This window comes from Brachybacterium sp. P6-10-X1, from assembly GCF_001969445.1.
In the GTDB taxonomy this organism is placed as follows: Bacteria; Actinomycetota; Actinomycetes; order Actinomycetales; family Dermabacteraceae; genus Brachybacterium.
Window position 1 is genome coordinate 1,321,545 of sequence record NZ_CP017297.1, and the last position, 19,241, is coordinate 1,340,785.

Here is a 19,241-nt window from a genome sequence, read left to right on the forward strand (position 1 = left end):
CGTGATCGCGGCCCGAACAGCCTGGGGCACGCCGCAGAGAACTACTCGCCGTCGACGGCCCCGTCATCGAGGACGCCCGGGACGGGCGCGGTGTCGCCGAACCGGTCCTTCAGCGCGTCGACGCCGCGCTGGGGGTGAGCACGATCCGACAGCTCCTGGCGTCCGCGGCGGACTGCCGCGGTATCGACGTCCAGCGCCTCGTCGCGGGCGGACTGCAGCGCGGGATCGCATTCGCCGTCGCGGTTGAACGACCACATGAGCATCGGTTCGCCCATCGGCAGCGAGTCCCCGCCGCCGCTGTCGTGACGGCCGGTGTGCCAGGTGTGCCAGGTCTTCCCGGAGGAATTGACGAGCTCGCGCATCAGCTCGCGTTCGGCGATCTCCGGAAGGCCGGGCGCCACCAGCTCACCGGAAAGGATCTCGTGGTTGTGAGGATGCCAGTAGTCCTTCTCCTCGTCCGGAAGGGTGGTGAACAGGGCCTCGGAGACGATGTACTCGTGGCCGATGAGGTGGGCGGCTTCGTCGTTGCCGTCGAACAGGATGCACTGGATGAGATCGTCGTTGACGACCTTGCAGAAATGATGAGCCTCCATCTGCATCGAGGGATCGCTCTTCGCGGGATGGAAGCCGACGAGATACGCGTCGAATCCGTGCAGCGGCGCCGTGGACTGCAATGCCTTCGCTCCGAGCTGCAGAGCGGAGAACCGCGGCCCTTTTCTGCGTCCTGCCGACCGGATCGGGGCAGCACGCTTCGGCACGCCAGGTCCCATCGTCGTCTCCTCTCGCGGCCGCGCGACGACCGACCCGTGGGGCGGGCCCGCTGTCCGGAGCACGGCGCCGATGGCTTGGGACATCGTCACGCGTGGCCTTCTCGTCATGCCTCGATCCGGGCAACGTAGCGCCACCGGGAGCCGCCGTCCACGGCTGCCGACCGGCCGGTCTGGTCTGACCTGCGCCGATAGTTAGGATGGTGGGCGTGCTCGATGTCCTTCGCACCGCCCGGCAGTATCTGCGCGACCCGGTACGGGGGCGCGCGTGCGCGGTCGCCACGATCATCGACGCGGACGGCTCGGTCCCCCGCCCGGTCGGCACCTCCATGGTGGTCGCAGCCGACGGGTCGATCGAGGGTTCCCTCTCGGGCGGTTGTGTCGAGGGGGCCGTGCTGGAAGCGTGCCAGGGAGCGATGGCCAGCGGCGAGGCGTCCCGGGAGCGCTTCGGCTACAGCGACGAGGATGCCTTCGCGGCGGGCCTCATGTGCGGGGGCACGCTCGAGGTCATGGTCCAGCCCCTGGCGGGGATGACGGTCGTGGACGGACCGGAGGACCCCGTTGCGGTGGTGCTGCGCCTGACTCCCCGAGAGCGGGGCAGCGGGAGCTCGAGGGATACTGAGCCGGTGGTCGTCGGCGCCGAGGTCGACATACCGTCCGCGCTGTCCTCCCTGCTCCCGCCCGAGGTGCTCGAGAACGGGGCGCGGCAGGTGGCGACGATGATCCATGGCGGTCGCACGGGGACGCTGCGATGGGCACCACCGAGCGGCCGCGGCGAGCCGCTCGAGCTGTTCGTCGAGACACGCATCCGCCCCGCACATCTCGTCGTCTACGGCGCGAACGCCTTCGGGCACGCGCTGGTCGCGGCCGCACGTCCGCTCGGGCTGCATCTGACTCTGTGCGATCACCGACCGGCCTTCACCGATCCGGCGGCGTTCCCCGGAGCGGACGTGATCCGGGCATGGCCGCACGAGCACCTCGCTGCGGCCGCCGAGCGCGGCGACATCGACCATCGCAGTGCGATCTGCGTGCTCAGCCACGACCCCAAGGTCGACGTCCCTGTGCTGGCGCGCGCCCTCGAGCTGGACGTCGCCTACGTCGGGGCGATGGGGTCCCGCCGCAGCGACCGTGACCGGCGCAGGGCGCTGCGGGACGCGGGGGTCACGGCCGAGGCGCTGACCCGACTGCACTCCCCGATCGGCCTGGACCTGGGCGCCGCCACACCTGCCGAGGTCGCGGTGGCGATCCTGGCGGAGATCCTCGCCGTGCGCGAAGGGCGGGACCAGGTTTCGCGCCTCAGCGCCGGGGAGGGAGCGCTGCACGGCCCTCCTGGCTGAGTCGCCACAGGTCCGTGGGCAGATCGACGTCCGCACCGTCCTCGAGGTCCGAGCAGTCCACCCACTGCACTCGGTCCTGCCGCGCAGCCAGCAGCTCACGGGCGCCGACGTCGTCGTGCGCGGCCGCGGCCGCGGCGGCGGTCCAGGCGGCTCCCAGCAGCACCGGGTGGCCGCGCTGCAACCGGCCCGCGCCGTCCCGGTGCGCGGCGACGGTGATGTCGCCGCGGTGCGCCGCGACCACCCGTCGCACTGCGGCGGCGGACAGCCCCGGCCGGTCCACGGGCGTGACCAGGACGTCCCGCCCCGGGCCCACGTCGGCGAGCCCGATGCGCAGGGACGACCCCATGCCCGCGCGCCACTGCGGGTTCTGCACGCATCGCACGCCCGCGGCGGCGGCGAGCACCCCACGCACCTCCCCGGCGCCGGCGCCGACGACGACGACGGCCTCGGTGCAGCCCCCGTCGAGCAGAGCACGGACGACGTGCTCGACGAGGGACCCGCCATCGTGCGGAAGAAGCGCCTTGGGGCCGCGTCCCAGGCGGGTGCCGGAGCCGGCGGCGAGCACCAGGCCGAGGGGGCGTGCACCCGTCACGGGGGCGTCGTCGTTCACCGCAGGAATGTGTCGCCGAAGACCGGGAGGGCGCGCGCTCGCACTCCCGTGGCGTGGTACGCGGCATTGACGATGGCGGCGGCGGCGCCGACGATGCCGATCTCCCCGATGCCGCGCGCCCCGAGGGGCCCAGCCGTGGGGTCCTCCTCGTCCAGCCAGTGCGCCTCGATCTCGGGGATGTCGGCGTTGACCGGCACGTGGTACTCGGCCAGGTCGTGATTGACGACATGGCCGAAGCGCGGGTCGAGCTCGCCCTTCTCGTGCAGCGCCATGCCGACGCCCATCGTCATGCCGCCGGTGAACTGGGAGCGGGCCGTGCGCGGATTGATGATGCGCCCGGCGGAGAACACGCCCAGCATGCGGTCCAGACGGATCTGCCCGGTGGCCTCGTGGACCCGCACCTGCACGAAATGCGCCCCATAGGAGTGTGTGGCCAGCCCTTCGGCCGCCGGGTTCGTGCCCGCGGTGCCCGTGGACGAGTCGCCGACGTCGGGCGCCTCGCCGTGCTCGTCACGGAAGATGCGGGCTGCCTCCATCACGGCGGCGCTCCAGCTGGCCAGGCCGGTCGACCCGCCCGCGACCGTGGCAGTGGGCAGGTCGGTGTCGCCGATCTCCAGCACGACCTGGCCCGGGTCGACGTCCAGAGCATCGGCGGCGACCTGGGTCAGCACTGTCCAGGTGCCGGTGCCCAGATCCGCCGCCCCGATCGAGACCTGGAAGCCATCAGCCGTCCGGGTGACCCGGGCCTGCGAGCCGGGCTGACGCATCGCGGGATACGTCGCGGAGGCGACGCCCAGGCCGATCAGCCAGCCACCGTCGCGGTGCGAGCGAGGAGCTGGGCTGCGCCGGTCCCAGTCGAAGCGGTCGGCACCCTCACGCAGGCAGTCCACCAGGCGGCGCCGGTTGAACGGGAGGCCGGTGTCCGGGTCGCGCAAGGGCTCGTTGCGCACGCGCAGCTCGATCGGATCGATCCCGCACGCGACGGCGAGCTCGTCCATGGCGATCTCCAGACCGACCATGCCCGGCGCCTCTCCCGGTGCCCTCATCCACGAGGGGACCGGGACGTCCAGCGGCACCACGCGCTGGGTGATCAGGCGGCTCTCACCGGCGTACATGGACCGGGCGGGCTTGGTCGCCAGTTCCGGGAACTCCTTGGTGGTCGAGGACATCGCGACGGCTTCGAAGGAGAAGGCGGTGATGGTCCCGTCGGCGCGGGCGCCGATCCGCACGTGCTGAGAGGTCGGCGCCCGGTAGCCGGTCAGCGGGAACATGTGCTGGCGGGACACCGCGTACTTCACCGCCCGCCCCGGGACGGCGCGCGAGGCGAGCGCCGTCAGCACCGCATCGGCGTGCGGCAGGCCCTTGGAGCCGAAGCCGCCCCCGACGTGCGGGCTGATGATGCGCAGCTTCTCGGGGTCGATCCCCAGCAGCGGGGCGAGCGTCTGCTGCGCGGGATGTGCGCCCTGGGTGGACATCCAGAGGGTGAGCCCGTCCTCGTCCCAGCGGCCGACGGTGGTGTGCGGCTCCATCGGGTTGTTGTGCTCGCTCGGTGTCGAGTAGCGCTGGTCCAGCACGATGTCGGCGGTGGCCAGCGCGGTCTCGACGTCCCCTTCCATGACGTCGTCGGCGCCGCCCTCGGGCTCCCGGGCGCCGGGATGGTCGGCTCGGAAGGCGGCGTCATGCTGCTCGGGCGCGGTGTCGACGACGACCAGCTCCGCCGCCTGCCGCGCCACCTCCGGGGTGGTGGCGACGACCGCGCCGAGGTATTGACCGCGGAAGCCGATGGTGTCGTCCTGCAGGATGGCCAGCTCCCCGTCGGAGTCGTCCGCCAGACGGGGAGCGTTGTCACAGGTGAGCACGTGCACCACGCCGTCGACGGCCTCGGCGGCGGAGGCCTCGAACCGCGTGACGCGGCCGCGGGCGATCGTCGAGGTCAGGGGGTAGAGGTAGAGGGCGTCCTCGACAGGGTGCTCGTAGGCGTAGGGGACGCGTCCTCGGACCTTGTCGGGACCTTCGATCCGGCTGCGGGCCGTGCCGATGGCCCGGGCGGGAAGCAGCTCACTCATCGTCGTCGTCCTCGTCCGCGAGGCCGGTCAGCTCCGAGAGCACCGTGACCAACGCTCCCCGGGCCATCGGCACCTTGAAGGCGTTGCCCGCGAGCGGTGCAGCCTGCTCGAGCTCGGTCTCGGCGGCCCGGCGGAAAGCAGCCCGGGTGACGTCGGCACCGCGCAGCACCTCTTCCGCACGACGGGCCCGCCACGGAACATGGGCCACGCCGCCCAAGGCGATCCGGGCCCCGCGGATGTTCCGACCCTGCTCATCGAGCTCGATCACGGCGGCGACGGAGACGAGCGCGAACGCATAGGAAGCGCGGTCGCGGATCTTGCGGTAGGTGGACACCATGCGGGCAGCGGCACGCGGCGGCGGGAGTTCGACGGCGGTGATCAGCTCGCCGTGCTCGAGGACGGTGTCGCGATGCGGCGCGTCCCCCGGCAGACGGTGCAGCTCGGTGATCGGCAGGCGGCGCTCCCCCGCGGGGCCGAGCACGAGCACGGTCGCCTCGAGAGCGACCAGCGCGACGGCCATGTCCGAGGGGTGGGTCGCGACGCAGTCCTCGGAGGCGCCGAGGATGGCGTGGTAGCGCTCGTATCCGCCGATGGCCGAGCAGCCCGAGCCGGGTTCGCGCTTGTTGCACGGGGTCGTGACGTCCTGGAAGTACACGCAGCGTGTGCGCTGGAGCAGGTTCCCCCCGGTGGTCGCGGCATTGCGGAGCTGTCCGGAGGCGCCGGAGAGCAGGGCGCGCGAGAGCGCCGGATAGTCCCGCCGCACCCGCGGATGCGCGGCGAGATCACTGTTGCGGACCATGGCTCCGATGCGCAGTCCGCCGCCGGGCAGCTCCTCGACATCGGCCAGATCCAACCGGCTGACATCGACCAGGAGGTCTGGATCGGCCACTCCCAGCTTCAGATGGTCGACGAGGTTCGTGCCCCCGGCGAGGAAGCTCGCTCCGGGTCGGCCGGCGACGGCGGCGACCGCCGCGGGCGGGTCGGCCGCTCGCTCGTAGTCGAAGGGTCTCATCGCTCCTGCTCTCCCCCGCTCGCCGCCTGCCGCACGGCGGCGACGATGTTGACGTACGCGCCGCAGCGGCACAGGTTCCCGCTGAGGCGTTCGCGGATCTCCTCATCGGTCAGGTCGAGCGGGGCGTCGAGATCGGCGGTGACGACGCTGGGGCGCCCATCGGCGGCCTCCTGCAGCATCGCGGTGGCGGAGCACACCTGGCCGGGTGTGCAGTACCCGCACTGGAAGGCGTCCTGCTCGACGAAGGCACGTTGGACGGCGGAGAGTTCGCCCTCGGGGGCCAGCCCCTCAGCGGTGACGATCTCGGCGCCGTCATGGGCGACGGCGAGGGCGAGGCAGGAGTTCAGTCGCCGGCCGTCGACCAGCACCGTGCAGGCTCCGCACTGTCCGTGGTCGCACCCCTTCTTCGGGCTCATGACCCCGAGGTGGTCGCGCAGGGCGTCGAGCAGGGTGGTGCGGGGATCGACGGTCAGGTCATGCTCCTGACCGTCGACGACGAGATGCACTGGGTAGGCCATCGGAGCCTCCGGGAACTCGAGGTCGGGACCTCGAACGTATAACGGTCGTCACCATGTGTCACGGACCGCACGGTCGGAGCGCCGGTGCGCCGTTCCGCCCAGCGGCCGCGTCCTCGTCGGGGCCGTTCGCTCCGCCGGCGCCCCTGCTGGAACACAGGGGGAAGACTAGGGTAGGAAGCGGACCTGCGATGAAGGAGGGCGCTTCATGAGCGACCCGACGGAAGACCCCGCCTCGACCGAGGACGAGCAGACCGAAGCCGAGCAGCCGGAGCTCGACACGACCGAGGACGAGCAGACCGAAGCCGAACAGCCCGAGCCGGATCAGCCGAAGGGCGAGCAGACCGAGCAGTCGGAGACCCTGCGCTCCTACTTCCAGCAGATGACCGTGATCCGGCGCTTCGAGCTGAAGGCCCAGGAGATGTACCAGCGCGCCGAGATCGGTGGGTACTGCCACCTGAACGTCGGAGAGGAAGCGACCGTCGTGGGCTTGATGGACGCGATGGAGGAGCGCGACTACCTCTTTGCCAACTACCGGGTCCACGGCTATGCGATCGCCCGTGGGCTCGATCCCGGCCACGTGATGGCGGAGCTGTTCGGCCGCACGGACGGCCTGGCCGGAGGCTGGGGTGGCTCGATGCACCTCGCCGATGCCGAGTCCCGCTTCATGGGCGGCTACGGCATCGTCGGGGGCCAGATGCCGCCGGCGACCGGAGCCGCGATGGCGGTCTCCCACCGCCAGGAGGCGGGGCCGGAGTCCGAAGCCGTCATGTGCCTCCTGGGCGAGGGCACCAGCGCGACCGGCGCGTTCCACGAGACGCTGAACCTGGCCTCCCTCTGGGGACTGCCCATCGTCTTCGTGGTCATCAACAACCGCGTCGGGATGAGCACCCCGGTCGAGCAGGCCTCGGCCGAACCGGAGCTGTTCCGCAAGGCGGAGTCCTACCGGTTCGAGGGCCGGCGGGTCGACGGTGACGACCCGATCGCCGTCCGGGACGCGGCACGGGCGGCGCTGAAGCAGGCGCGGGAGGAACACCGGCCCTTCCTGTTGGAGACGATGAGCTACCGGCTCCGAGGCCACTCCGTCGTCGACCCGGCCCGCTATCGGACCGACGAGGAACGGGCCGAACTCGCCGCGAAGGATCTGCTCCCGCGGCTGCGTTCCCGCCTCATCGAGGACGGCGTGCTCAGCGAGCAGGAGGCCGACACCATCGAGCGGGACGCCGACGAGACCATCGAGCAGGCCGTCGAGGTCGCCGGCGCCAGCGAGTCGCCGGATCCGTCGGACCTGTTCACCAACGCGTACTCGACCGAGGTCGCCAACGCCCCCCGCGCGATGCCCGGCGACCGGGTCATCACGCTGTAGCCACCGCCTCGAACAGGAGCACGCACATGCCGGTCATCAGTTACCGCGAGGCCCTCAACTCGACCCTGCGCTCCGAGATGCAGCGCGACGAGGACGTCTTCCTCATCGGGGAGGAGATCGGGACGTTCGAGGGGTCCTACAAGATCACCGAGGGGCTGCTCGAGGAGTTCGGTCCGAAGCGGGTGCGCGACACCCCGATCTCGGAGGAAGGCTTCACCGGCATCGCCATCGGTGCCGCCATGCTGGGCCTGCGTCCGGTCCTCGAATACATGACCCTCAACTTCAGCCTGCTGGCGCTCGACCAGGTCGTCAACCACGCCGCCAAGATCTACACCATGTTCGGCGGGCAGACCGCGGTGCCGATGGTGATCCGCGCGCCGGGAGGCGGCGGCCAGCAGCTGGCGGCCACGCACTCGCAGAACCTCGAGGTCTGGTACGCGCACGTGCCCGGGTTGAAGCTCGTCGCCCCGTCGAATCCCGCCGATGCCAAGGGACTGCTGACGGCGGCGATCCGTGACGACGACCCCGTGATCGTGCTGGAGAACCTGAGCCTCTACAACACCAAGGGGGAGGTTCCTGACGGCGATCACGTCACCGAGATCGGCACGGCCACCGTCGCCCGCCAGGGCAGCGACATCACGGTGATCAGCTACTCGCGCGGGATCCGCACCGCATTGCAGGTCGCGGAGGAGTTGGAGGAGGACGGTGTCTCCGTCGAGGTGGTGGATCTGCGCAGCCTGCGCCCGTTGGATCGCCGCACCTTCTGCGAGTCCGTGCGCAGGACCACGCGGGCCGTCGTGCACGAGGACGACTGGCTCAGCTACGGCATCGGCGCAGAAGTCGCCGCCTCCGTCCAGGAGGGAGCCTTCGATTTCCTCGACGCTCCGGTACGGCGCGTCGCTGCCGCCGAGGTGCCTCTGCCCTACGCGAAGCCTCTCGAACGGGCTGCCCTGCCCGACACGGACGACCTCCGGCGCGTCATCCGCGACGTCCTCGACGCCACCAGCTTCACCGGCCAGGAGAAGTCATGACCGACATCACCATGCCCCGCCTCTCGGACACCATGGAGGAGGGAGTCATCAGCCACTGGCACAAGCAGGTGGGCGATGAGGTCCACAAGGGCGACACGCTGGCCGACATCGAGACCGACAAGACCACCATGGAGCTGGAGGCCTACGACGCCGGGATCCTGGAGCGCCTGCTGGTGAGCGAGGGGGACACCATGTCCGTCGGAGAGCCCATCGCCGTGGTGGGTGACGGCTCCGGCGTCGACGACGGGTCCGAGGACCAGGACGACGAGGGAGCAGGCGATGAGGACGAGCGGACGGCGGACACGCCCGACGATGAGCCGGCGGACGGAGATGAGGACGAGCGGACGGCGGACACGCCGGACGAGGAGCCGGTGCCGGACGGAGACGAGGAGGAGCGGACGGCGGACGCCGAGAGCGAGGAACCGGCACGGACCTCCGATGAGACCCGGCCGGACGTCGACGAGGCCCGGTCGGACTCCGACGAGGTGGAGAGCGACGAAGAGACCGCGGGGCCCGCGTCGGACGATGCGGAGCCGACGGGGACCGAAGATGCGTCGTCGCCGCCCGACGACGGCGGCCAACCGCTGTTCCGCTCTCCGCTCGCCCGCAAGCTGGCCCGTGAGAACGACATCGAGCTGAGATCGCTCGATGGGTCGGGCCCCGGCGGCCGCATCGTCCGGGCCGATGTGGAGAAGGCGCTCGAGGCCGGCGCCGGCGCGGACGTCGGGGACGACAGAGCCCGGGGCGGCGCTTCGAGCCCGGCTCCCGCCGCCGTACCGGAGCCCGCCACGGCGGGCGAGGCCGACGATGAGGTCCGGATCAACGCCAACCAGCGGATCACCGCCGAGCGCCTCAGCCAGATGGCCGGCGTGCCGACCTTCCACCTGAGCACGACGATCGATGCCGACGCCCTGCTGGCATTCCGCCGCGAGGTCAACGACCGCCTCGAGGAGGTCGGGACGCGCATCAGCGTCACCGACCTGCTGGTCCGCGCCGCTGCCGTCGCCCTGCGGTCCCACCCCGAGGTGAACTCCGCCTGGGGCGGAGACAAGATCATCCGGCGCGGCCGGGTGCACATCGGCCTGGCCGTGGCCCTCGAGGCCGGTCTGATCGTGCCGGTCGTCCGCGACGCCGACCGGAAGAGCGTCGGGCAGATCGCTGCCGAGTCCGGCGACCTCGCGACCCGCGCCCGCGAGGGGAAACTGGAGCCCCACGAGTACCAGGGCAGCACGTTCAGCATCAGCAACCTGGGCATGTTCAGCATCGGTGAGTTCGACGCCATCATCAATCCGCCCGAGGCGGCGATCCTGGCTGTCGGCGCCGCCGGGGAGGAGCCCGTGCTCCGGGACGGTGAGCTGCACAGCCGCACGGTCATGACTCTCACGCTGACCGTCGACCATCGCGTCCTCAACGGTGCCGTCGCCGCGGCCTTCCTCCAGGAACTGCAGGCTGTCCTGGAGGAACCCCTGCGCATCGTGGTGTGACCGAGTCTGCGGGTGAGGCACTCCAGGTCCACGGGGAAGGACCGAGCCGAAAGGCCTGGCGGGTATGGCTGCGGATCCGGGCCCGACGGGACATCGCGTCCACGCCGACGGACCCCGTCCGGACGTCCTTGCCGACCGCGCCGCGAGGACCCACCTGACGGACTGAACGGTCGTGCCGTGCCGGTCGCCGCGGTGATCGCCTCATGTCAGTCCGGGACCAGCATTCGGCAGATGCGCGCACTTGCTATTCGAGCAGGCTGCCCATAGGTTGATAACAGGTTCAGCCAGTGGCCGTTGTCGTTCTACTGCGCGCAAAGGACCACCTCATGAGACACACGCTCTCCGTGATCGTCCACGCCGACGTCGGCGAGGACGAGATCCGCATCGCCGTCGAGGGGTGCGTGACGGACCGGAGCGAGAGTTCGCTCCACCCGATTCTCCGTCGTGCCAAGGCGCTCGACCCCGAAGCACCGATGGTCCTCGACCTGCAGCGGACGCAGCACTGCGAGCACTCGGCCGTCGCCCAGCTGCAGCAGTTCATCGACGATATCGATCCATATCACCGGACCGTGACGATCCTCGAGCCGAATCCTTCACCGAGCTGCCCGATGCTCGTGAGCGCTGAAACCAGGAGTGATGTCTGATGACTATTTCCCTGCCCACGACCTCGAATTCTGTGCCGACGGTCCCGACGCGGACGCTTCATACGGTGCCACCCACGATCGGTCAGCATCCGGTCGACCGCCCCCAGGCGATCCTCGACGGCGCCTCCGAGCTGTTCCGGGAGTTCGGCTACTACGGCGCCAGTCTCCGCGACATCTCACGACGCGTCGGGATCTCCCATCCCGGCATGCTCCATCACTTCGCCTCGAAGGAAGACATCTTGAACAGGGTGATCGACCGCCTCGAGGAGCACGCTCAGGATGCGCTCGACAGACAGGACGAGTTCTGCACCGACCAGCACGCGCTGCTGCGCGGCCTGGTCGAGACGTGGGACCCGACCTCACCGCAGATCCAACTGCTCGCGAAGCTGGACGCCGACGCGATCAGCGAGGAGCATCCGGGACGGTGGCGTATGGCCCGCCTGCGCTGCGTGCACGAGCACGTGCTCGCGCACTGCTTCACCGCACTCTCGTCCCAGGGGCTGCTTCGTACGGGTATCGACCCGAGCTTTGCGGCACGCACCGTGCTCGCTCTCGTGCTCTGCGATGCCGTGCGGGAACAGACGGTGCGCAGATTGCGCCACGATGCCTCCGGCGACGCTCCGCACGAGGATCTGTGCCGACTCGCCTGCAGCTTCTTCGCGACCTGATCAGGGCTCGGCCCACGGAGGCCGAGTGCGGCGGCGAACCCCGTGCACTACCTGACGATCTCTGCGGGGAGTTCACGGCGCAACAGGCCCGGGACCAGAACGGCCGTGCGGACGGTCCGGGCCCCACCGCCGTACTCGCCATCGCGCTGTCCGTCCCCGGCGATCCTTCGCGGTACGTGTCAGCTCACACGCGCGGAAGGCGACAGACCGCTCGACCGGGCTCGCGTGTTCGGCGTCCCTGCGCATCAGGACGAGGACGATCCACGGACCCTCGCCGACGGACGTCCCGACGACCCCGATACAGACGGTGACCCCGGGACGCGCAGCGATGACCCGTGGGCGCAGCGATCGCCACCTCGTCTCCCCGCCACGACTACGATCGGCGTCACGTCGCCTGCGGCGAGTTGCTCCGTTCTCACAGTCCTGCGCCGAGGTCGGAGCCGGCACGTCATGGACGGCTGCGTCCGGGGCGGTCGCAGCCCGCAGCGCGCCACGTACCCGACGACGAACGAATCGAGGACTCATGAGCTCCCTCCGCACCTCTCGTCCAGGCCCCAAGCTGGCGGCCGCCGCGATCGGGACCGCCGCTGTCGCAGCTCTCGGGGTGCGCGATCTCCTGCAGCGCAGGCACTCGATCCTGCGGATCTACCCCGTGCTGGGCCACGCCCGCTGGGCAGCCGAAGCCATCCGCCCGGAGATCCAGCAGTACTTCATCGAGTCCAACACCGACGGCCGCCCCTTCGACCGGGACGCCCGCACGATGATCTACCGGCGCGCCAAGGGCCTCGGGTCGGACGATGCGTACGGCACGCAGAACGACATCACGAGCGCGGGGTACGACCACATCCTCCATGCCTCGAGCCCGCTCGAGCCGATGCAGAGCCCGCCACGGGTCCGGCTGGGCGGGCCCGACTGCACCCAGCCGTACGACACCTCGATGCTCAACATCTCCTCCATGAGCTTCGGGTCCCTGTCCGGGAACGCCGTGATGGCGATGAACTACGGCGCCAAAGAGGGAGGATTCGCGCAGGAGACCGGAGAGGGCGGACTGTCCGAATATCACCTGAAGTACGGCGCCGACATCATCTGGGAGTTCGGTTCGGGGTACTTCGGCTGCCGCACCTCCGAGGGACAGTTCGACCCTGACGAGTACGCCAGGAAGGTGAACAAGCCCGAGGTCAAAGGCACGCTCATCAAGCTCAGCCAGGGTGCCAAACCCGGCGTCGGCGGCGTGCTCCCGGCAGCCAAGATCACGCCCGAGATCGCCGCGGCACGCGACATCGCCCAGGGCGAGGACTGCGTCAGCCCGGCGGCCCACACCGCATTCTCCACCCCCGTGGGAATGATGCACTTCATCGCCCGGTTGCGCGAGCTGTCCGGCGGCAAGCCGGTCGGATTCAAACTCTGCGTCGGCGACCGCTCGGAGGTCCTGTCCCTGTGCAAGGCCATGCTGGAGACCGGCATCACCCCCGACTGGATCTCGGTCGACGGCGCCGAAGGAGGCACCGGCGCAGCACCGCTCGAACTCGAGGATCACGTGGGGACGCCCCTGTCGGACGGACTGGTGACCATTCAGAACGCGCTGGTCGGCACAGGTCTGAGAGAACGGATCGCGATCGGATGCTCGGGGAAGATCGCCGGCGGCAACGACATCATCCGGCGCGTCGCCCTCGGCGCGGATTTCTGCAACGCGGCCCGTCCGATGATGATGGCGACCGGATGCATCCAGGCCCAGCGGTGCAACACCAACACCTGCCCCAGCGGGGTGGCGACGCAGGACCCGCGTCGCAGCCGCGCCGTCGTCGTCGAGGACAAGGGACCACGGGTGATGCGATTCCAGCAGGAGACGGTGCAGTCGGCCCTGCAGCTGCTGGCGTCGATGGGCCTTGAGTCGTTCGACGATCTCGGTCCGGATCATGTGCTGCGCCGCATCGACCCGGCCCGGGTCGTGACCTACGGGGAGCTCTACACCTGGCTGGACGAGGGAGAGCTGCTCAGCGGCACGTCGGACTCTGCGTGGGCGCACGATTGGGAGATCGCCGACGCCCATCGCTTCCAGGGCGCGCGCCCGTCCCACCAACGCCACCGCAAGCATCGTCACGACACGGATGCCGCGAACGGATCCGCCGATGGCCGTTGATCGTCGATGACGGCGACCGATCGAGCGGTCGGGCCGGTGCGGTGCGATCGGCATCCGTCCTAGAGTCGACCGATCACTCGTCCGACGAAGGAGGCGACCATGGACCACGCCGACCTGGTTCAGGTGATCAGGAGCGTCATCGAGAACCACCCGGAGCCAGGGGAGTCTGACCGTCCCGAGGACTACGACCTCGAGGCGATCGCCGCGGAGGCCCGCGGGCAGACCCGGCGCGAGGGGGTCGACGAGCTCGACCCCGAGACGTACTGGCTGATCGTGAAGAAGCACGCCGAGCCATGAGCGTCGCGCCGATGCCGAGCCTCGCGCCGATGGCGAACGCGGGCAGGGCCTGCGGCTCCGAACGGCCGTCCCCCTCGCGCAGCTCTCCCGGCATCCCTGGCGTCGGAGAATGATGGCCTCGCAGCACCACGATCTGACTGCTGGCCGATCCCGGCGCGCCGGAGCACGAGGCGGCGCGGATCACCGCCGGTCTCGCCGAGAGCATCTCGCATCGCCCCCGGAGGCAACCGACCGGTCCACAAGGTCGGCGGGCGCCCTCACGTCGGTGTATACGTAGGCCATGAGCATCTCTGTCACCAGCGTCCGGAGGAGGCCGGCCACGGTGACGACGCCCGGGCGCTGAAGGACCAGAACGTGGTCCCACGACGGAGCGACCGGCCCTGCTGAGACGACGAGGACCATCGAGCGCAGCCGGGTCGCCGCGCCGGCGATTCGGTGGTGCGACGAGAGCAACGGTCCGCCCGGGGCCGCAGCCGACGACGCAGGAGGCTTGTCATGGAACTCGGACTCGGAGCACGCGCGGCGCTGGTCACCGGGGGCGATTCCGGCATCGGGTTCGCCACTGCTCGCACCCTGCTCGAGGAGGGCGCCCGGGTCGTCCTCACCGACATGGTCCCGGACCGCCTCGAGCAGGCGGCCACGATTCTCGACAGCGACCGCCTCACGACCGCGGTCGCAGACCTCACCGACCCGGACGCCGTCACCCGCCTCACCGGCACCGTCCAGGATGCGGTCGGGGACCTGGACATCCTCGTCTGCGCCGCCGGTATCCACGGACCGGACGGCGACTTCCACGAGATCGACGACGCCGGCTGGCACGAGACGCTCGAGTCGAACCTGATGAGCGCCGTGCGCGTGACCCGCGCGATGCTGCCCGGCCTGCGCCGCGGCGGATACGGACGGATCGTGCTGCTGTCCTCCGAGGACGCCGTCCAACCCTATGAGGACGAGCTCCCCTACGTCGTCTCCAAGGCAGGTCTCAACGCGCTCGCCAAAGGTCTCTCGCGCGCCTATGGCCGCGACGGCGTCCTGGTCAACACCGTCTCCCCCGCCTTCATCGCAACACCCATGACCGACGAGATGATGCGCCGGAGAGCGCAGCAGAACGGCACCGACATCGACGAGGCGATCGCGACGTTCCTGGACGAGGAGCGCCCGGGCATGGTCACCGAGCGCCGCGGTGAACCCGATGAGGTCGCCGCGGTCATCGCATTCCTCTGCTCCGAGCGCGCCGGCTTCGTGACCGGCTCCGACTACCGGGTCGACGCCGGCTCGGTCCGCACCGTCTGACCCCATCACCAGGAGGACACCATGAGCACCGACACGGGCACCGACGAGACCTTCACCTATGTGCTCGTCGGCAGCGGCATGACCGCCGACGGGGCCGCCCGCGGGATCCGCGAGATCGACCCCGAGGGCAGCATCCTGATCCTCGGGGCCGACGCGGACCGTCCCTACACCCGGCCCGCGCTGACGAAGAAGCTGTGGACCGATCCCGATTTCACGGTCGACGACAACTGGATGAACACCGCCGACGACACCGGCGCCATCCTTCGCCCGGGGACCGTTGCGGACCGCATCGATCCGGGGGCTCGCACCGTCGTGGCCGGCGGGCGCAGGATCAGCTACGAGAAGCTGCTGCTCGCCACCGGTGGCACCCCGCACCGCCTGGACCTTCCCCGCACCGACCGGGTGCTGCACTTCCGCACCCTGGCCGACTACCGTCGCCTGCGGGAGCTCGCGGACCGGGACCTGCGCGTCGCCGTGATCGGGGGATCATTCATCGGCACCGAGCTCGCGGCGGCGCTGGTCCAGCACGACACGCGGGTCACGCTGATCTACCCGGATCAGGTGCTGCAGTCCACGCCGTTCCCGCCCGGCCTCGCCCGACGTTTCGAGCAGACGTACGCCGAGCAGGGGGTGACGCTGCGTCCCGAATCGACGGTGGCCTCCGGCCGCGAGATCGACGGTGGCCGGATCGAGCTGACGCTCGAGGGCGGTTCGACGATCGACGTCGACGCCGTCGTCGTGGGCATCGGCATCGCACCGCTGACCTCCCTCGCCGAGGACGCAGGGCTCGACGTCGACGACGGCATCGTCGTCGACGAGCAGCTGCGGACCTCGGCCGAGGGGGTCTGGGCCGCGGGCGACGTCGCGAGCTATCCCGATGCACGGCTCGGCCGCCGAAGGGTCGAGCACGTCGACCATGCCACCACCATGGGAGAGACCGTCGGCAGGATCATGGCCGGCGCCGAGGAGACCTACACCCATACCCCTCTGTTCTACTCCGATGTCTTCGAGTTCAGCTACGAGGCCGTCGGCGAGGTCGACACCTCGCTGGAGGTGATCGAGGACTGGATCGAGCCGAACGCCCGGGGCGTCGTGTTCTACCTGCGCGACGGACGGGTGCGCGGCGTGCTGCTGTGGGGCGTGCAGGACAAGGCCGACGACGCCCGGGGGATCCTCGCCGAGGAGGGCCCGCACACCGCCGCTGACCTGCGCGGGCGGCTCACCGCGGACTGACCGGGGTGCGATCGCGGAAGGGCTCGCGGGCGCGGTCTCCGTCGACACGAGGCCGCTAGGCCGCGAGGCCGCGAAGTCACGCGATCACGAGGTCGCGGTGCTGGGTGCCGACCGGGTCAGGCGCCCTCGCTGGTCGGGCCCGGGCCCATCGCCGGCAGGTCGGCGAAGGAGTAGGGCGGCCACGGTCCCAGGAAACGGATGTCGATCCCGGGACGCGAGTCGCGGATGTCGGCCAGCTCCACACCCAACGGCGCGATCTCGCTCTCGGCGACGAGGACCGCGATGCTGAGCACCGGGACCGAGCCCTCGGCAGCGCGGGAGCGGCGGTTCTCCACGACGTCGACGGCGTGCGCGAGAATGCGCCGACGCAGCTCCGGGTACAGCTCATCGGCGAGACGATCGGTGACATCCCGACGCTGCGTGTCGAGCTTCTTGCGGTACAGGCGCTGAACGCCTTCCGGTCGCGCGGCCATCTCGGCCTCGAGCCGCTGGATCTCCGGGTCGTCGTCCGCCGTGGAGCTGTCCACCGAGATCTCGATGCGCAGCTCCACGTGATCGGTGAGGGCCGCGAGCCGCTCCCGGACGGTCGCAGCGTTCTCGCGGAGCCATCCGCGGAGGCTCTCCTCGGGCGACGCCCCCTCGGAGGGTCCGACGATCACGTTGAAGGAGACGGGCAGCGCGGTGCCTGCCGTCTGCCATGCCCGGTCGATGACCTCGCTGTGCTGGACCACCCACCGGCGCACGTCGTCGTCGGGCCCCTCGAAGGGCACGGTGTCCTGCCGGTGCACCAGCGCGACCGCGCCGTGCCGATCCCCGACCGCCAGCACCTCCCGGCCGTCGATCCCGGATCCGGGTTCCGCGGCGCCCTCCGGCGGCACGATGGCGTAGACGTACAGAGCCTGCTCACTCATCGATCACGGTCCTCGCTCTCCTCCGCCCAGCGCTGGGGATTGATCAGCTTGTCGACCACATCATCGACCACGTCGTCGAGACCTCGGTGCAGATCGGAGACGGACCCGGTGATGCCGTTCTGCGCCTTGATCTCGCGCATCGCCTCATCGAGCTCGAGCAGCGCGTCGCCCAGTCTCTCTTGTTCCTCGTCCGTCAGGTCCCCTCCCTCCAGCCGGCGCAGCGCCTGGGTCTCGAGGGCCTCCTGGATGATCTCGACCAGCGTCACCACGAGCGTGAGCACGCCGTGCTTGAGGTTGTTCTCATCGATCTGCAGGCCCATCGGCGGCCTCCTTCGGTTCGCTGGCGGACGGGGAGCCCCCCGTCGTGGGGCGGCGTACCAAGGAACCCAGCACCGGCTCCCAGCGTTCCGGGTCCCCGGCGAGCACCACCTCTCCGGTGGGGGTCGTCAGCTGGATCACGGTGACGTCGTCGAAGGGAGCGGGGCCCGCACCGCGGGAGATCGCGCGCAGCTCGCCGGAGGCCAGCCGGATCGCCGGACGGGCATCCATCGCGCTCTGCCAGGTGAAGCCGTCCTCGTCGAGCCGACCGGTGCCGCCGCGCCATGCGGCCCGGCCGGCACGGTCCTCGCGAAACCACAGGTGGCCCTGGACGAGCGCTGCGGTGCCGTCATGCTCGCCCTCGGCCCGGCGCTCGGGGTGGACATCGAGCGCGCGGCGCGCGGAGGGCGCCTGCTGCAGCACCATCTCCCGCAGGCGCCGCGGGGAGGAGGACGACAGCACCGCCTCGGGTCCGTCGTCGACGGTCAGGTGCAGTCGCTCGAGGGTCTCCCCGCCGATCGTCGTCTCCTCGCGCACGGCGAGGGTCCGGATGCTGTGCAGGGGCACCTGCCACAGCACCTCGCGCGGATCGCGACGGAAGACCAGCAGGCGATGCGTGGTGAGGTAGACGCCTCCGGGTCGCCAGTCCCGGTGGAAGCCATCGTCGGAGAAGTACCCGCCAGGGGTCTTCGACAGCAGCTCCTCGCCGTCCTCCAGGGGCAGGTCCCGTGCCGCGGTCCGTTGCACCCACTCGCGGGTGCGCTGATCCCAGTCGCGCATCATGCCGTACTCGAGCATGGTCTCCATCCCTGCGAGAGTCGCGCGCAGGTTCAGCCCGATCAGCGGAATGTCCGCCACCGAGATGATCACATCGAGATTCAGATACAGCCCGCGGTCCAGCAGCGTGTCGACGAGTTCCACCAGCGTCACGCGCGGATCGCGGACAGGCTCGATCCCCTCGTGCCTGTCCGCGCCCGGGGCCGGAGTGCCGGGGAGGGCCGTCATCCGCCGTCCGCCCCCGTCGCCCGTTTCTGCGGAGCACGTGAGCGGCCCGATCCCGAGGATCCAGCACTGCCGCCCTTCGTGGCCGCCGGGCTTCCGTCGTCGCTGGAGGCGCCATCGTCCTGGGCGCCCTCGGAGAGCTCCGCCGCACGGTCACCGCGCTCCGCATCACCCTCGCGCACGGCGAGCGCACTCTGCCAGCCGCACCACGGGCAGTACTCGCGCATCAGCATCTCGAGCGGGGCACGCTTGCCGCACTCGGGACAGGTCTCCTTCTGTTCGATGGCATCCTGCCACGCGGCCGTGCTGATATCGGTCCCGGCGGGGAACTCGAGTCCGTACCGCGCGGCGGTCTCGAACGAGGCCAGGGCCGCGCGCAATCGGATGCCCAGCAGCTCGACGCCGGCCACGGAGACCATGATGTCGGCGTTGAGGACGAGTCCCTTGTCGAGGAGGGTCTCGACGACATGGATCAGGGTTCCCTCGCTCTCGCGGCGGGGCTCCATGCCTTTCTCGGACCGGGGGACGATGGTCATCGCGGTGATCTCCT

At 70.4% G+C, this 19,241-nt stretch carries 19 protein-coding genes; 10 read left to right on the plus strand and 9 right to left on the minus strand.

Annotated features, from left to right (window positions below; translation table 11 throughout):
- Positions 1-41: 41 nt before the first annotated feature.
- Complete coding sequence (locus BH708_RS06025) at positions 42-770, minus strand: OBAP family protein (protein ID WP_076807388.1); 729 nt, start codon at positions 768-770, stop codon at positions 42-44.
- A gap of 206 nt (positions 771-976) precedes the next feature.
- Between BH708_RS06025 and BH708_RS06030 the strand changes: the two genes are divergently transcribed.
- Positions 977-2,104: an XdhC family protein gene (locus tag BH708_RS06030; RefSeq protein ID WP_076810873.1), complete on the plus strand. Its 1,128-nt coding sequence runs from the start codon at positions 977-979 to the stop codon at positions 2,102-2,104.
- On the opposite strand, the gene BH708_RS06035 is transcribed toward BH708_RS06030, so the two are convergent.
- From BH708_RS06035 to BH708_RS06050, 4 genes are read right to left on the minus strand one after another with little or no spacing between them, the layout of a single operon-like run.
- Entirely contained in the window at positions 2,064-2,714 is a 651-nt protein-coding gene (locus BH708_RS06035) for an NTP transferase domain-containing protein (RefSeq protein WP_253705493.1), read from the minus strand. The genes BH708_RS06030 and BH708_RS06035 overlap by 41 nt on opposite strands.
- Complete coding sequence (locus BH708_RS06040) at positions 2,711-4,780, minus strand: xanthine dehydrogenase family protein molybdopterin-binding subunit (RefSeq protein ID WP_076807392.1); 2,070 nt, start codon at positions 4,778-4,780, stop codon at positions 2,711-2,713. Before BH708_RS06040 ends, BH708_RS06035 begins: the two co-directional genes overlap by 4 nt.
- A complete protein-coding gene (locus BH708_RS06045) occupies positions 4,773-5,792 on the minus strand; it encodes a xanthine dehydrogenase family protein subunit M (RefSeq protein WP_076807393.1) in 1,020 nt (339 codons plus the stop codon). Before BH708_RS06045 ends, BH708_RS06040 begins: the two co-directional genes overlap by 8 nt.
- A complete protein-coding gene (locus BH708_RS06050; RefSeq protein WP_076807395.1) occupies positions 5,789-6,310 on the minus strand; it encodes a (2Fe-2S)-binding protein in 522 nt (173 codons plus the stop codon). Before BH708_RS06050 ends, BH708_RS06045 begins: the two co-directional genes overlap by 4 nt.
- Before the next feature lie 205 nt (positions 6,311-6,515).
- On the opposite strand from BH708_RS06050, the gene BH708_RS06055 reads away from it, so the two are divergent.
- The 9 genes from BH708_RS06055 to BH708_RS06100 all read left to right on the plus strand — a co-directional run bounded on the left by BH708_RS06055 (position 6,516) and on the right by BH708_RS06100 (position 16,460).
- Positions 6,516-7,673, plus strand: a complete 1,158-nt coding sequence (locus BH708_RS06055; protein WP_157235774.1) for a thiamine pyrophosphate-dependent enzyme — start codon at positions 6,516-6,518, stop codon at positions 7,671-7,673.
- A 26-nt stretch (positions 7,674-7,699) separates the two neighbouring features.
- Positions 7,700-8,704, plus strand: a complete 1,005-nt coding sequence (locus tag BH708_RS06060) for an alpha-ketoacid dehydrogenase subunit beta (protein WP_076807397.1) — start codon at positions 7,700-7,702, stop codon at positions 8,702-8,704.
- Positions 8,701-10,188, plus strand: a complete 1,488-nt coding sequence (locus BH708_RS06065) for a dihydrolipoamide acetyltransferase family protein (protein ID WP_076807398.1) — start codon at positions 8,701-8,703, stop codon at positions 10,186-10,188. Before BH708_RS06060 ends, BH708_RS06065 begins: the two co-directional genes overlap by 4 nt.
- A gap of 326 nt (positions 10,189-10,514) precedes the next feature.
- Positions 10,515-10,832, plus strand: a complete 318-nt coding sequence (locus BH708_RS06070) for a hypothetical protein (RefSeq protein WP_076807400.1) — start codon at positions 10,515-10,517, stop codon at positions 10,830-10,832.
- Positions 10,833-10,897: 65 nt separating this feature from the next.
- On the plus strand, positions 10,898-11,500 hold the full coding sequence (locus BH708_RS06075; protein WP_253705494.1) for a TetR/AcrR family transcriptional regulator: 603 nt from the start codon (positions 10,898-10,900) through the stop codon (positions 11,498-11,500).
- A 523-nt stretch (positions 11,501-12,023) separates the two neighbouring features.
- Entirely contained in the window at positions 12,024-13,640 is a 1,617-nt protein-coding gene (locus BH708_RS06080; RefSeq protein WP_083713321.1) for an FMN-binding glutamate synthase family protein, read from the plus strand.
- Between the two features lie 99 nt (positions 13,641-13,739).
- Entirely contained in the window at positions 13,740-13,937 is a 198-nt protein-coding gene (locus tag BH708_RS06085) for a hypothetical protein (protein ID WP_076807402.1), read from the plus strand.
- Positions 13,938-14,432: 495 nt separating this feature from the next.
- Positions 14,433-15,227: an SDR family NAD(P)-dependent oxidoreductase gene (locus BH708_RS06095; RefSeq protein WP_076807405.1), complete on the plus strand. Its 795-nt coding sequence runs from the start codon at positions 14,433-14,435 to the stop codon at positions 15,225-15,227.
- 21 nt (positions 15,228-15,248) lie between these two features.
- Positions 15,249-16,460 (plus strand): NAD(P)/FAD-dependent oxidoreductase, encoded by a 1,212-nt coding sequence (locus tag BH708_RS06100; protein ID WP_076807407.1) that lies wholly within the window; start codon positions 15,249-15,251, stop codon positions 16,458-16,460.
- A gap of 116 nt (positions 16,461-16,576) precedes the next feature.
- On the opposite strand, the gene BH708_RS06105 is transcribed toward BH708_RS06100, so the two are convergent.
- From BH708_RS06105 to BH708_RS20535, 4 genes are read right to left on the minus strand one after another with little or no spacing between them, the layout of a single operon-like run.
- Positions 16,577-17,371 (minus strand): GvpL/GvpF family gas vesicle protein, encoded by a 795-nt coding sequence (locus tag BH708_RS06105; RefSeq protein ID WP_076807409.1) that lies wholly within the window; start codon positions 17,369-17,371, stop codon positions 16,577-16,579.
- On the minus strand, positions 17,368-17,691 hold the full coding sequence (locus tag BH708_RS06110; protein ID WP_076807411.1) for a gas vesicle protein K: 324 nt from the start codon (positions 17,689-17,691) through the stop codon (positions 17,368-17,370). Before BH708_RS06110 ends, BH708_RS06105 begins: the two co-directional genes overlap by 4 nt.
- Entirely contained in the window at positions 17,672-18,694 is a 1,023-nt protein-coding gene (gvpJ, locus tag BH708_RS19760) for a gas vesicle protein GvpJ (protein ID WP_076807413.1), read from the minus strand. Before gvpJ ends, BH708_RS06110 begins: the two co-directional genes overlap by 20 nt.
- Positions 18,691-19,227: a gas vesicle protein gene (locus BH708_RS20535; protein ID WP_305764399.1), complete on the minus strand. Its 537-nt coding sequence runs from the start codon at positions 19,225-19,227 to the stop codon at positions 18,691-18,693. The genes gvpJ and BH708_RS20535 overlap by 4 nt, the downstream gene beginning before the upstream one ends.
- Between the last annotated feature and the right edge of the window lie 14 nt (positions 19,228-19,241).